This is a genomic window from Vibrio sp. QJM3NY_39 (assembly GCF_057785895.1).
In genome coordinates this window covers 440,610-455,017 of sequence record NZ_CM173505.1, presented here as the reverse complement: position 1 = coordinate 455,017, position 14,408 = coordinate 440,610, and the positions used below count along the sequence as shown (strand labels likewise).

At 44.1% G+C, this 14,408-nt stretch carries 13 protein-coding genes and 1 other RNA gene; 6 read left to right on the top strand and 8 right to left on the bottom strand.

All coding sequences use genetic code 11. The features are described from left to right. Positions 1-7: 7 nt before the first annotated feature. The gene (locus AC3CHU_RS02250; RefSeq protein WP_171313212.1) at positions 8-583 is read right to left on the bottom strand and encodes a YecA/YgfB family protein; all 576 of its coding nucleotides are present in this window, start codon (positions 581-583) and stop codon (positions 8-10) included. Between the two features lie 307 nt (positions 584-890). Between AC3CHU_RS02250 and zapA the strand changes: the two genes are divergently transcribed. The 5 genes from zapA to serA all read left to right on the top strand — a co-directional run bounded on the left by zapA (position 891) and on the right by serA (position 4,249). Then, a complete protein-coding gene (zapA, locus tag AC3CHU_RS02245) occupies positions 891-1,199 on the top strand; it encodes a cell division protein ZapA (RefSeq protein ID WP_139685053.1) in 309 nt (102 codons plus the stop codon). A gap of 11 nt (positions 1,200-1,210) precedes the next feature. After that, positions 1,211-1,393, top strand: a non-coding RNA gene (gene ssrS, locus AC3CHU_RS02240) — 6S RNA. A 6-nt stretch (positions 1,394-1,399) separates the two neighbouring features. Continuing rightward, positions 1,400-1,999: a 5-formyltetrahydrofolate cyclo-ligase gene (locus AC3CHU_RS02235; protein ID WP_488525004.1), complete on the top strand. Its 600-nt coding sequence runs from the start codon at positions 1,400-1,402 to the stop codon at positions 1,997-1,999. Between the two features lie 102 nt (positions 2,000-2,101). Next, positions 2,102-2,758 carry a ribose-5-phosphate isomerase RpiA gene (gene rpiA / locus AC3CHU_RS02230; protein ID WP_139685055.1) on the top strand — a complete coding sequence of 219 codons (657 nt, stop codon included), beginning with the start codon at positions 2,102-2,104 and terminating at the stop codon, positions 2,756-2,758. Positions 2,759-3,019: 261 nt separating this feature from the next. Then, entirely contained in the window at positions 3,020-4,249 is a 1,230-nt protein-coding gene (gene serA, locus AC3CHU_RS02225; protein ID WP_488525003.1) for a phosphoglycerate dehydrogenase, read from the top strand. 120 nt (positions 4,250-4,369) lie between these two features. Here serA and AC3CHU_RS02220 read toward each other — a convergent pair whose 3' ends face one another. Beyond that, entirely contained in the window at positions 4,370-5,083 is a 714-nt protein-coding gene (locus tag AC3CHU_RS02220) for an oxidative stress defense protein (RefSeq protein ID WP_054547458.1), read from the bottom strand. A 110-nt stretch (positions 5,084-5,193) separates the two neighbouring features. Next, entirely contained in the window at positions 5,194-6,090 is an 897-nt protein-coding gene (locus AC3CHU_RS02215) for a LysR family transcriptional regulator ArgP (RefSeq protein ID WP_054547457.1), read from the bottom strand. Between the two features lie 142 nt (positions 6,091-6,232). On the opposite strand from AC3CHU_RS02215, the gene AC3CHU_RS02210 reads away from it, so the two are divergent. Beyond that, positions 6,233-6,862, top strand: coding sequence for a LysE/ArgO family amino acid transporter (locus tag AC3CHU_RS02210; protein ID WP_488525002.1), 630 nt, complete (start codon positions 6,233-6,235; stop codon positions 6,860-6,862). Between the two features lie 110 nt (positions 6,863-6,972). Here the strand turns inward: AC3CHU_RS02210 and mscS are convergent, their stop codons facing one another. The 5 genes from mscS to tkt form a co-directional block, all read right to left on the bottom strand. Beyond that, on the bottom strand, positions 6,973-7,839 hold the full coding sequence (mscS, locus tag AC3CHU_RS02205) for a small-conductance mechanosensitive channel MscS (RefSeq protein ID WP_488525001.1): 867 nt from the start codon (positions 7,837-7,839) through the stop codon (positions 6,973-6,975). A 378-nt stretch (positions 7,840-8,217) separates the two neighbouring features. Further along, entirely contained in the window at positions 8,218-9,294 is a 1,077-nt protein-coding gene (fbaA, locus tag AC3CHU_RS02200; RefSeq protein WP_004735492.1) for a class II fructose-bisphosphate aldolase, read from the bottom strand. A gap of 155 nt (positions 9,295-9,449) precedes the next feature. Further along, a complete protein-coding gene (locus AC3CHU_RS02195; protein WP_108193464.1) occupies positions 9,450-10,613 on the bottom strand; it encodes a phosphoglycerate kinase in 1,164 nt (387 codons plus the stop codon). Positions 10,614-10,779: 166 nt separating this feature from the next. Beyond that, positions 10,780-11,829, bottom strand: coding sequence for an erythrose-4-phosphate dehydrogenase (epd, locus tag AC3CHU_RS02190; RefSeq protein ID WP_032545991.1), 1,050 nt, complete (start codon positions 11,827-11,829; stop codon positions 10,780-10,782). 215 nt (positions 11,830-12,044) lie between these two features. Continuing rightward, on the bottom strand, positions 12,045-14,039 hold the full coding sequence (gene tkt / locus AC3CHU_RS02185) for a transketolase (protein ID WP_108177678.1): 1,995 nt from the start codon (positions 14,037-14,039) through the stop codon (positions 12,045-12,047). Positions 14,040-14,408: the final 369 nt, after the last annotated feature.

Sequence of the window (14,408 nt, the reverse complement as noted above, 5' to 3'; positions counted from 1 at the left end):
AAGCGGATTAATGAATGGTTGGAGCTGCATCTGCAGATGGGCGAGCACCGAATTCAGCATGAATCGTTAGTGCACACGCTTTTACGTGTTCAATAACGTGCTCTAGAAGCTGCGCCTGCTCTTCCATATCATCTTCTTCATCAATACCCAGCTTTGCCATCTCTTCAAGATCAGCCAAAGCTTCTTTGGTACCGTCAGAGGCTTTATTCAATTGAGCGCCAACCAAGCCTAAGCCAGAAATGAAGTGGTTAATCCAATCAGACACACCGTCCGCAAGATCAAACAGGCTTGCGCTTGCGTCTTCGTCCGGCAACAACATAGACAGCTCCATGCCTGAACCTGTGATTTCGCTGGTCGTTACTTTTAGCGTTGCTTCCGCAAGCGTTAATGCGCGATCTGGCCAGCCCATACCTTCATTGGTGTAATCAAAGATCAGTGGTTGCCAGCTTTTATCTGCCAGGTTTAAGCCTCCGCTTAACATACCCGTTAATAAACCATGCATCTCAGCAGGGTTTACGGCTAGGCTTGCCGATTGAAGTTCAGTCGCAACCGTTAGGTAGTCAGGTAAAGTAGTTTCGCTCATCAGATAGCTCGCTCAGTTATTCTTTATATCGATAGTATAATCGTACCACTTCACCCCAATTCTGATAAGCATCGATCCTGAGCAATTGAAGGATGACTGACTACCAATTGTTCAATTTGCTGAATTACTGTGTGCTCAAGCTCTCATTTACAAACAGTCACTCTGAAAAGCTTGAATCTTAATAGCGGTTTACCTATAGTTTCTCCCTCAGAGGAGATTGCTTCCTCATCGGTACTTGCACTTTTTCTTTGTAAAAATATGATAAAGGGCAACAGCCTTAAATAGTGCGTTAAAGAGTTCATCCATCATGAGTAATCAAGCGGTAGACGTTGAAATATTAGGAAAACTGACTCGAGTTAATTGTCCTCCAGGGCAAGAAGAGTCATTGATTGCAGCGGCGGTCGATCTTGATAATCGATTGAAAGAGATGGCTGAACGTACTAAGGTAACCAATGAAGTGAAGCTGCTAACGATCGCAGCTCTGAACATTTGCTATGAATTACAAACTAAGAAGTTTGAAGCAAATGATGAACAAAACGCACTGACCGAGCGAATGGAACAGCTCACGACATCACTTTCCGATGTCCTCAGTAAAGTGAAGCACGGACAGCAATAGCGTACACAAAATTTACCCTGGAGTGTTTGTCAGAGGATTCACGTCCCCGAGCCGATAAGCAATCCCTAAGGGTTAGTACTTGAGTGCTATTGAGCATGCTCGGTCCGCCGAGAAGCCTACGGTAATCATTGCTGATCCGCCTTGAACTCGCTGGTTCAAGGGCCATCTATTCTCAACGGCACTTTGGGGTATCCCTTCTTATGAAGACGCTCACACGCAGCGAATTTCGCAAACAGATCCGTATCAAACGCAATGCCTTATCAGGCAACCAACAAACTCAATCCGGTATAGACTTAGTTAAGCAGTGTTCTCAGCTTGATGAGATTCAGTCAGCTCAACATATCGCCCTCTATATTTCCATTGATGGCGAACTCGATACCCAGCCTTTAATTGAATGGTTATGGGCGCAAGGCAAGCAAACTTATTTACCAGTATTGCACCCCTTCTCGGCCGGACACCTGCTGTTTCTGCACTACTCGCTAAGCACACCGACGGTTTTGAATAAGTACGGCATCGTTGAACCTCAACTCAATCAATTACTCGTCAAACCATGTCAGCAACTTGATCTGATTCTCACACCACTGGTGGGCTTTGACTCTCAAGGACATCGCTTAGGCATGGGCGGCGGATATTACGATCGCACCTTGGCTCGATGGTTCGAGACGGGCAATGGCGCAACACCTATTGGCCTTGCTCACGATTGCCAACATGTCGATCGCTTACCAATTGAAGGTTGGGACATTCCGTTACCTAAAATCGTGACTCCGAGTAAAACTTGGCAATGGGAAAACAACCATTAAAGCGCTATAATCGCGCCGCAAACGTTAACCTCGATATCTAAACGTTAACTTCAATACGCGAACGATTAATTCAAAGCGCAAGACCTTATTCAGGAGAATGGCATGACTCAAGATGAAATGAAAAAAGCAGCGGGCTGGGCAGCACTTCAATATGTTGAAGAAGGCAGCATTGTAGGTGTAGGTACTGGCTCAACAGTAAATCACTTCATCGACGCACTTGGCACAATGAAAGACAAAATCAAAGGTGCGGTTTCAAGCTCTGTAGCCTCTACTGAAAAACTAGAAGCACTAGAAATCAAAGTATTCGAATGCAACGACGTATTCAAGCTAGACGTCTATGTTGATGGTGCTGACGAGATTAACGCTTCACGCGATATGATCAAAGGCGGCGGCGCTGCTTTGACTCGTGAAAAAATCGTAGCAGCTATCTCTGATAAGTTTATTTGCATCGTTGATGGTACCAAAGCAGTTGATGTGTTGGGTAAATTCCCATTGCCTGTTGAAGTTATCCCAATGGCACGTTCATACGTTGCACGTGAACTAGTGAAACTTGGTGGTGACCCAGTTTACCGCGAAGGCTGCACAACCGATAACGGCAACGTGATCCTAGATGTGTACGGCATGGCGATTGAAAACCCGAAACAACTAGAAGATATCATCAATGGTATCGCTGGTGTGGTGACGGTTGGCCTGTTCGCTCACCGTGGTGCTGATGTGGTTATCACAGGCACGCCTGAAGGTGCAAAAATCGAAGAATAAATAATAGAAGATTGAGTTTTTCTGTTACTTCATTACAGACGGTGCCCTAGGGCGCCGTTTTTTTTGCTTTATTGCTGTAAAATTATGTCTTATTCCGTAATTTTCTTACCCAAAACATTTTTTTTTTGTTACTTTATTGTTCAGAAGACGCACAGGGAAAACGTTTGTCTCCTAACAAAGTGGTGAATTTGTTCCCCTTTCAGCCATTTTGTAGCACGTGCGCCGCATTTGCCCAACCTTTCCATTTTAAGGACGAGAACAATGGCCAAAGTTTCACTGGAAAAAGACAAAATTAAAATTCTACTTCTAGAAGGTCTTCACCCTTCTTCTGTAGAAGTACTGCAAGCCGCTGGTTACACAAACATTGAGTACCACAAAGGCTCACTACCTGAAGATGAACTTCTTGAAGCAGTTAAAGATGCTCACTTCATTGGTATCCGTTCTCGCACCAACATCTCCCAAGAAGTGATTGATGCGGCTGAAAAGCTGGTTGCCGTCGGTTGTTTCTGTATTGGTACTAACCAAGTCAACCTTCAAGCAGCAGCTAAGCGCGGTATCCCTGTTTTCAATGCACCGTTCTCAAACACTCGAAGCGTTGCTGAACTCGTTCTAGGTCAGGTTCTATTACTGCTTCGAGGTATCCCAGAGAAGAATGCTCTTGCTCACCGTGGTATCTGGAAAAAGAGTGCAGACAACTCTTACGAGGCTCGTGGTAAGCGTTTAGGTATTATTGGCTACGGTCACATCGGAACTCAGCTAGGTATTATTGCTGAAAATCTGGGTATGCGTGTTTACTTTTACGATATCGAAAACAAGCTGTCTCTAGGTAATGCCACTCAAGTTCATACGATGACCGAGTTGCTGAATAAGTGTGACGTGATCTCTTTACACGTACCTGAAACCAATGAAACTAAAGACATGATGGGTAAAGAAGAGTTCGAGCGCATGAAGCCTGGTTCTATCTTTATCAATGCAGCTCGTGGCACTGTTGTTGATATCCCTGCTCTGTGTGGTGCTCTAGATTCTGGTCACCTTTCAGGTGCAGCAATCGATGTATTCCCAACGGAACCAAAAACCAATGCTGACCCATTTGAGTCACCATTGATGCAGTTCGATAACGTGATCCTAACGCCTCACGTGGGTGGTTCAACTCAGGAAGCACAAGAGAACATCGGTGTTGAAGTAGCAGGTAAGCTTGCAAAATACTCTGATAATGGCTCAACGCTATCCAGTGTTAACTTCCCTGAAGTATCATTACCACTACATACAGGTGCTTCTCGCCTGCTGCACATTCACGAAAACCGTCCGGGTATCCTAACTCAAATTAACACCATCTTCGCAGAGGAAGGGATTAACATTGCAGGTCAGTACTTACAAACTGCAGCAGATATGGGTTATGTGGTTATCGACGTGGAAGCGAATCGTTCAGAAGAAGCTCTGCTTAAACTGAAAGAGATCGAAGGCACCATTCGTGCTCGTTTACTTCACTAATCATCGAATTAGATCATAAGTAAAAATAGAAAAGGCTCTCGTAATGAGAGCCTTTTTAGTATTTGGTCTACTGTAGGTAAATAGATCATGATGATCTAATCCCTTCCTGAGGTATGTTCACTACTCTTCTAGTTGGTAGATCACATTAACTCGATCACGAATGGTGATCGTCGAATCTTCATAAGAATTCGACTCGGTTCTCGCATCCATTGCCATTGAACGCATCAATACAGGCTGAGAAGATTGTGCGTTGTAATCTATGCGCCAGACATCACCTAACTCGCGCTCAAAACCGCTCGCTAATGATTTAGCTTTTGATGTCGCATCTTTAATGGCCTCCAAGCGCGCTTGCTCCTGATACTTAGCTTGGTCACGAACCTGAAGTTGGATATTATCGATCTGGTTAATACCCTGCCCGATGGCAATATCCATGTAGTCATTTAAGTTGGCTAGCTCATTCACTTGAACGGTCACATTACGTGACGCACGGTAACCAACCAGTTCAGGTTTACCATTTTTCGGGTAATGATATTGAGGAGATAAATACAGGTTAGAGCTGTGTACACTCGCCTCATCAACACCCGCTTGATGTAGCTTATTTAGAAAGCCAGTCACCACTTTATCAACGGTATTTTTAGCCTGCTCAGCAGTCATCGTCGATTCCACGACTCTAACTGAAAATGTCGCCATGTCTGGTGTCGCGATCACTTCACCATAGCCTGTCGTTGAAATATGCGGAAAAGATGGCGAGTCAGCCAATGATGGAAAACTCACAGCACTCAATGCTGCAGTAAGAGTAAGAGACGTTGCTAACATCTTTGGTACAAACTTCATTAGGTAAACCTATGCTGAACAAATGTTCTTTTATCATAGAGCAATTTGTCACATAACCAATCCCGCGACAGGACTTCTAACACAACTTTGACGCTGCAAAAACCAACAGCTTACTGAGGTAAGTGGTTGTGGGCATAATTTAATATCGCTTGAGATATCTCTTTTAATACCCCGCTCTCTAATTGCCAATGGTGCCAATAGATTCGGTAAGACAATAAAAAGCCGGGCGTAATATCAATCAAAGCACCAGACTCTAGCTCCTCGATAATCTGCAATCGAGGAATCAAACAGTAGGCAACGCCCGACAATGCCAAGCGTACAAATGCTTCTGAACTACCGACAGTATGATTGATCACGCTATCTCTCGGGACGTTAAAATGATCATGCAAAAATTTCTTATGCAGATCATCGTATTGGTCGTACGAAACCGCAGGGGCTTTGGTTAGTGTCGAATAGTTCACTCCATCAGAGAAGTAGCGTTGATGGAAGCTAGGGTTCGCCACACACACATAATCCATTCTTCCAAGATAGTCCGCACTGCAACCTGGAATAGGTTGAGGTTCGAGGCTGATTGCCCCAGCAACCTCACCACTTTTAATCTTCTCAATGGTTCTTGATTCACCATGAATCGCAAGGTTCAACTCAACTTGACGTGAATTCATCACATCAGATAACGCAGGAAGTAACCATGTCGCCAAGCTATCAGCATTGGTCGCAATAGACAGAGAAAGAGGTTGAGCTCCCTCTTCGTTCATTAACTCTGGGACAAGCTCGTGCTCTAACAAGCGAACACGACGATACAAACCCAACAGTTTTTTTCCTGCTGGTGTTGGCCTTGGTGGGCTCTCTCTTACCAGAGCAGGCTGTGCTAACCATTTTTCCAGTTGTTTGATGCGTTGAGACACCGCAGACTGGGAGATATATAACTGCTCGGCTGCCCTTTCAAAACTGCGTTGTTTCACCACAGCGTCCAGTGCTTCTATCCATTTATAATCCAATCCACGCATCAACTTGCTTCCTTTTTGGCCTAATTACCGCCCACATTAGCAACTCTAATAATAGATTAAAATCATTAATTATACTTATTTAAAGTGTCAGAGTATCTTCGCCATATAGCACATAAATATCGTTAATTAAGTGGAGGTTGAAATGAATTTTTGGGTTTTATTACAAGGTTTTGGTCTAGGGGCAAGCATGATCATCCCTATTGGCGCTCAGAATGCGTACGTCTTAAATCAAGGGATAAAACGCAATCACCACCTAACCACAGCAACGATTTGTAGTCTGCTCGATACCTTGTTCATCTCATTGGGTATTTTTGGTGGCGGAGCGATCTTGTCACAGAATGAATTACTACTCACCTCAGTGACATTGGGTGGTATCGCCTTTCTTACGGTTTATGGCTTGCTATCCCTACGCAGTGCGTTCAGAACACGTACCAGTGATGAATCAAAGGGTGAGATATTAGCTCGCGGTAAGCGCACCGTTATTTTAGGTGCATTGGCGGTGACCGTATTAAACCCACACCTCTATTTGGATACCGTGGTGATTCTAGGATCTATTGGCGGACAGTTTGAAGGTAACGACAGAATTGCTTTTGCTATGGGAACAATCTTGGCTTCATTTGTTTGGTTTTACTCTTTGTCATTAGGCGCTGCAAAGCTAGGCCCAACGCTATCGAAACCCAAAGTTAAGAAAGGCATCGATATCGCGGTAGCAACCATGATGTTTACTATTGCACTTGTACTCGCCAATGGACTCATTGAGCAGTACGGCTAAATCCGTTCATATTGAGTCATCCACAGACTTAACTCATCAAAAAAAGGCGGATAACCTAAGTTATCCGCCTTTCCTTATAAAAGCTTATAGCTAGAAAAACTAACTAGAAATTAAGCTTCTACTTTATTCATGTGCACATCCACTTGCGGGAATGGGATTTCGATACCTTCGTTATCCAAGCCTTCTTTGATTGCTTGCATCAGGTCGAAGTAAACATTCCAGTAGTCAACAGTGCTGACCCAAGGACGAACAACAAAGTTAACTGAAGAATCCGCTAGTGTGTGAACACCAACTTGAACGCCAGGCTCTTTCAGTACACGCTCATCAGATTCACAGATCTTAGTCAGTAGCGCTTTTGTCTTTTGAAGATCGGCGTTGTAAGAAACACCAATCATTAGATCAATACGGCGCGTATCATGACGAGAGTAGTTAGTAATTGGGCTACCAATAACGCTGCCGTTAGGTACTACAACCATTTTGTTGTCTGGTGTTGTTAGAACGGTTTGGAAGATCTGAATTGAATCTACTGAACCCGCTACACCACCAATTTCCACGTAGTCACCAGACTTGAATGGACGGAATGCAACGATAAGTACACCCGCAGCAAAGTTAGATAGTGAGCCTTGTAGTGCAAGACCAACAGCCAAACCAGCCGCACCAATAACAGCAACCACAGATGCAGTTTGAACGCCTAGACGACCAAGTGCTGCAATTAAAACAATAACAAACAACAAGTAACGAACTAAACCATGGACGAACTCCACAACTGCTCGGTCCATTTTCTTCTTCTGAAGAACCTTAGACACGCTATTCGCTACTGCTTTAACAATAAGGTTACCAATAAATAGAATTATCAGTGCTGAGATAATGTTTACACCGTATTGAATAAACAGATCTGAGTTATTTGTTAACCACTGTTCTGCGTGAGACAGACCATCCACAAGTGGAGTCTCAATCGCTGTCGAACTATCAGCCATAATGTGCATCCTCTATATAATTTGCTATGAGCTAAACTGCCTTAAGCCAAACTTACCCAACAACAAAATAAACCGTATAACTCATATTAAGTCGTTGTGTTAAAAGTAAATTAAAGCCAAGTCCTTTTTTATAAACTGAACCAAGTTCAATTTTTCGGCACGATATCCTATCTTTGACAGATTGCAAAGTCATATTTATGTAAGCTTTTGAATTAATAAAACTTACCAATAAACACAAATACCGATAACTAAAAGACTACGAAATTTATTCACCGCACGCTAGGTTTTTCACATATTTAGTACAAGTTTTTATCAGACATAAAAAAACCCGCTCAATGAGCGGGCTTTAAAAACTTAAAGAGTACTTAATTCAAAGAATTACAGTACGTCTACAGCGTTAAGGTCAGCGAATGCTTTCTCAAGACGAGTAACCATTGAAGACTGACCAGCACGTAGCCATACGCGTGGATCGTAGAACTTCTTGTTTGGAGCAGCTTCGCCAGTTGGGTTACCGATTTGACCTTGTAGGAAATCACGGTTCTCAGCTTCGTAAGTACGAACGCCATCCCATGAAGCCCACTGAGTATCAGTATCGATGTTCATTTTGATAACACCGTAACCAATAGACTCTTGGATTTCTGCTTCAGAAGAACCAGAACCACCGTGGAATACGAAGTTAAGAGCGTCAGCTGCAATGCCAAACTTCTCAGCACAGTATGCTTGAGAATCACGCAGGATAGTTGGAGTAAGTACAACGTTACCAGCTTGGTAAACACCGTGTACGTTACCGAAAGAAGCTGCGATAGTGAAACGTGGGCTAACTGCGTTTAGTTTCTCGTATGCGTATGCAACATCTTCAGGAGAAGTGTAAAGCTCAGATGCGTCCATATCAGAGTTATCAACGCCATCTTCTTCACCACCAGTACAACCAAGTTCGATCTCGATTGTCATGTTTAGTTTAGCCATGCGAGCTAAGTAAGCTGCACATGTTTCAATGTTCTCTTCTAGAGACTCTTCAGAAAGGTCTAGCATGTGAGAAGAGAATAGTGGCTTACCAGTTTGTGCGAAGAACTCTTCACCAGCGTCTAGTAGACCGTCGATCCATGGAAGAAGTTTCTTAGCAGCGTGGTCAGTATGAAGAATAACTGGAACACCGTAAGATTCTGCTACTGCGTGAACGTATTTTGCACCAGCTACAGCGCCAAGAATTTGTGCGCCTTGACCTTCAAGTTTAACGCCTTTACCAGCGAAGAAACCAGCACCGCCGTTAGAGAACTGAACAACAACTGGAGCTTTTGCTTTAGCAGCAGCTTCAAGAACAGCGTTGATAGTATCAGTGTTGATTACGTTTACTGCAGGAAGAGCAAATTTGTTTGCTTTTGCTACTTCAAATACTTTCTGTACGTCATCGCCAGAAATCACACCAGGTTTTACAAAATCGAAGATCTTAGACATGGAAATAGTCCTATTTATTCTATCGTTTTAAGATTAAAAAACTTAAGTTTAAAAATTTGCAATCGTTTGCTCACAACTTATGCCATTCTAGCAAAAAAGTGTGATATGCAGCAAACGTTAAAAGGCGAGATTCACATCTCGCCTTTCTAAATCAATTATGCTTTAGCACGCTCTTCAAGCATTGCTACTGCAGGAAGTACTTTACCTTCAACAAACTCAAGGAAAGCGCCGCCGCCAGTAGAGATGTAAGAAACATCTGCTTTGATACCGAACTTGTCGATAGCTGCTAGCGTGTCACCACCGCCTGCTACTGAGAAACCTTCAGAGTCAGCGATTGCCTTAGAAATGCCAGCAGTACCCGCTTCGAAATTTTTGAATTCGAATACGCCTACAGGGCCGTTCCAAAGAATTGTTTTTGCGTTGCCGATGATTTCAGCTAGAGCTGCAGTTGAATCTGGGCCAAGGTCGAAGATCATGTCGTCGTCTTGAACTTCAGAAACGTGCTTGATTTCAGCTTCTGCGTTTTCGTCGAATACTTTAGCACATGCAACGTCAGTCGCTACTGGGATAGCACACTCTTTCATTAGCTTCTTAGCCGTTTCAACTAGGTCAGCTTCGTATAGAGACTTACCTACGTTGTGGCCTTCAGCAGCGATGAACGTGTTCGCGATACCACCACCAACAACAAGTTGGTCAGCGATTTTAGAAAGAGATTCTAGAACAGTTAGTTTAGTAGAAACTTTAGAACCACCAACGATAGCCACTAGTGGGCGAGCTGGGTTGTCCATTGCTTTACCAAGAGCTTCAAGCTCAGCCGCTAGAAGAGGACCAGCACATGCTACAGGAGCGTAAGTACCAACGCCGTGTGTAGAAGCTTGAGCACGGTGAGCTGTACCGAATGCGTCCATCACGAAGATGTCACATAGTGCAGCGTATTGCTTAGAAAGTGCTTCTTCGTTCTTCTTCTCGCCTTTGTTAAAGCGAACGTTTTCAAGAACAGTTAGTTCACCAGCGTTTAGCTCAAGACCATTTACGTAATCTTTCGCTAGTTTAACGTCGCAGTCTAGTGCGTCGTTTAGGTAGTTAACTACAGGAGCTAGAGAGAACTCTTCGTTGTATTCGCCTTCAGTAGGACGACCAAGGTGAGAAGTAACCATAACTTTTGCGCCAGCTTCTAGGCAAAGTTTGATAGTTGGTAGAGATGCAAGGATACGTGCATCTGAAGTTACTTTACCGTCTTTTACTGGTACGTTTAGGTCAGCACGGATGAATACGCGTTTACCTGCAAGTTCCAGGTCAGTCATCTTGATCACAGACATGATTTGTCCTCTCAAATTTAAATAAAAATAAAGTTTTGGAAACTCAGCAACCCTGCTAAGCCTATAAATTATTCAACTGGTAATTCTTTCACTACTAATAATATGTGGACTCTTAGTATTTATTTCAAGCTAAAAAATAAATAATCCACACATTTGCTTCTAGGTCTTACTTCTTGCCTTCAGAAGCTTGCATTGCAAGAACCGTATCCAGCATCCGGTTCGCAAAGCCCCATTCATTGTCACACCACACAAGCATTTTTACTAAGTGGCCGTTGCTCACTCGAGTTTGTGAACCATCAACAATTGCGCTATGGGGATCGTGATTAAAGTCGATGGAAACGAGTGGCGCTTCAGTATAGTCAACTATATTGTGTAATGTACACTGGGATGCATTAACAATGGTTTGATTTACGTCATTAACTTTCACATTTGCATTAATTGTGACACTTAAATCCATCGCAGTGACGTTTACCGTCGGCACACGCACAGATATAGCTTCAAATTTGTTAGAAAATTTCGGGAAGATTCTTTCAATACCTTTATGCAATTTGGTATCGACAGGAATGATGGATTGGCTTGCTGCTCGAGTTCGACGTAGGTCGCTGTGGTACGCATCGATCACTTGCTGGTCATTCATAGAAGAGTGAATGGTCGTAATCGTGCCGGACTCAATACCAAAGGCATCATCAAGCACCTTGATGATAGGGACAATACAATTGGTGGTACATGAACCATTGGAAACGATTCGATGATCGGCTTCGATAGTCTCGTGATTCACACCATAGATAATGGTGTTATCAAGGTCATTAGCACCAGGATGCGAGAACAGCACCTTTTTCGCTCCAGCAGCGATGTGTGCTAAGCCGTCATCTCGGCAACCGTAAACACCGGTACAATCGAGAACAATATCGACTTCAAGGTCACGCCAAGGCAGCAGTTCAATATCAGCCAAGTGTAAGATACGAATGGTATCAAACTCTCCTTTATCTTCAGCACCAATGCCATGATGAACATAGATGTGCTCTTGATCGTTTGAGATTTTCTTGCCGAAGCGGCCGTGACTGGTGTCGTACTGCAATAGGTGAGCCATAGCGTCAGGCTGAGCAAGCTCATTGACCGCTACTACTTTGATTTGTTGGCTTTTGCCACTTTCATAGACAGCGCGCAATACATTGCGCCCTATTCGTCCAAATCCATTTATCGCGACTTTTAGCATAGTTCCGTACATCTAACCAAAATTTCGTGCAACAGATGATAACTGAATCCTACCTAAAAGGCATTACTTGAATAACTCAGCTGACTTATGACAGATTGATCTGTTGCTTGTAAGCCTTAGTCTAAGTGATAACAAACCCCAGATACAAAAAAACCGAGCTTAAAGCTCGGTTTTTTCATTCATTTCATTGTTCGCACAAGGCTAGTAATCAATGATTAAGCAAGAAGTTCTTTCGCTGTATTTACTACGTTTTCAGTAGTGAAACCGAACATCTTGAATAGCTCGCCTGCTGGTGCAGATTCGCCGAACGTTGTCATACCGATGATCTTTCCACCGAAGCCAACGTACTTATACCAGAAGTCAGCGATGCCAGCTTCTACAGCAATACGTACTGTTACGTCAGCTGGAAGTACAGACTCACGGTATTCAGCGTCTTGCTTATCAAACGCGTCAGTTGCAGGCATAGAGACTACGCGTACCGCTTTACCTTCAGCTGTTAGTTCAGCAGCAGCGCTAACCGCTAGCTCAACTTCAGAACCCGTTGCAATGATGATTAGCTCTGGCTTGCCAGCACAATCTTTCAGGATGTAACCCCCCTTCGCGATGTTTGCTACTTGCTCAGCGTCACGATCTTGTTGTGCAAGGTTTTGACGAGAGAAGATAAGTGCAGAAGGACCATCTTTACGCTCGATTGCCAGTTTCCAAGCAACAGCAGACTCAACTTGGTCACATGGGCGCCATGTGCTCATGTTTGGAGTCAGACGTAGAGAAGCGATCTGCTCAACCGGTTGGTGAGTAGGACCATCTTCGCCTAGGCCGATAGAATCGTGTGTGTAAACTTGGATGTTCTGAATTTTCATCAGAGCCGCCATACGCATTGCGTTACGTGCGTATTCCATGAACATTAGGAACGTTGCACCGTATGGTACGAAACCACCGTGCAGAGCGATACCGTTCATGATAGCCGTCATACCGAATTCACGTACACCGTAGTGGATGTAGTTACCTGAGAAATCGTTCGCTTCAAGAGACTTAGAACCAGACCACATAGTCAGGTTAGAAGGCGCAAGGTCAGCAGAGCCGCCCATGAATTCAGGTAGCATAGCGCCGAACGCTTCTAGCGCATTTTGAGATGCTTTACGTGATGCGATGTTTGCTGGGTTAGCTTGAAGGTCAGCAATGATTGCGTTTGCTTTCTCTTCCCATTCAGCTGGAAGCTCGCCGTTAGTACGACGTTTAAATTCTGCTGCTAGCTCTGGGTGAGCCGCTGCGTATGCGTCAAACTTAGCATTCCAAGCCGCTTCTTTCGCTGCGCCCGCTTCTTTCGCATTCCACTCAGCTGCGATATCAGCTGGAATTTCGAAAGGACCGTGTTCCCAACCAAGTGCCGCTTTAGTTGCTGTGATTTCATCAGCGCCTAGTGGAGCACCGTGACAGTCGTGCGTACCCGCTTTGTTTGGAGAACCAAAACCGATAATAGTTTTAGTACAGATAAGCGTTGGACGAGGATCCGCTTTAGCTGCTTCGATAGCCGCGTTGATAGCATCAGAGTCGTGACCATCAACGGCCGGGATTACGTGCCAGCCGTAAGCTTCAAAACGCTTAGGTGTATCGTCAGAGAACCAACCTTCAACTTCGCCATCGATAGAGATGCCGTTGTCATCCCAGAAAGCAACCAGCTTACCAAGACCTAGCGTACCTGCTAGAGAACATGCTTCGTGAGAGATACCTTCCATCAGACAACCATCACCCATGAATGCATAAGTGAAGTGATCGACGATGTCGTGGCCTTCTTTGTTGAACTGTGCAGCCAATGCTTTCTCAGCCATCGCCATACCAACAGCGTTAGTGATGCCTTGACCTAGAGGACCAGTCGTTGTTTCGATACCAGGAGCGTAACCGTACTCTGGGTGACCAGGAGTCTTAGAGTGCAGTTGACGGAAGTTCTTAAGGTCTTCAATTGAAAGCTCGTAACCTGCAAGATGAAGCAGAGAGTAAATCAACATTGAACCATGCCCGTTAGACAGAATAAAACGGTCGCGGTCAGCCCACTCTGGGTTTGCTGGGTTGTGGTTCAAGTGACCACGCCAAAGAACTTCAGCGATGTCAGCCATACCCATAGGTGCGCCAGGGTGGCCTGAATTTGCTTGTTGAACGCCATCCATGCTAAGTGCGCGAATTGCATTGGCTAGATCTTTACGAGAAGGCATGTCTGCTCCTGAGTACATAAGCGATTTAAAAAAGAGATTGATGCTAAAGTTTTCATTTTTATTAGCGCGGGTATTCTCTCAAACGACTTTAGCGACTGCAAACGTTTTACTGGCATTTTAACGGTCACTTTTCGCAATTTTCGAACATTTACATCACTTAGCAATGCGTTATCTCGACCGATACGCAAACGTTTAGTTATGACATATCATAAAAAAGAGCTTGTAATTCGACCGCTGGAATTTAGAATAGCCGTCTAGATGTAGAAACACCTACAAAATATACTGTATTTAATGGCGTCGCTTCCTAGCTTGCGACGCCTGAAATTATTTGCATTTAACTATTTGCAACTAAAAACTAAACTAAAAGTG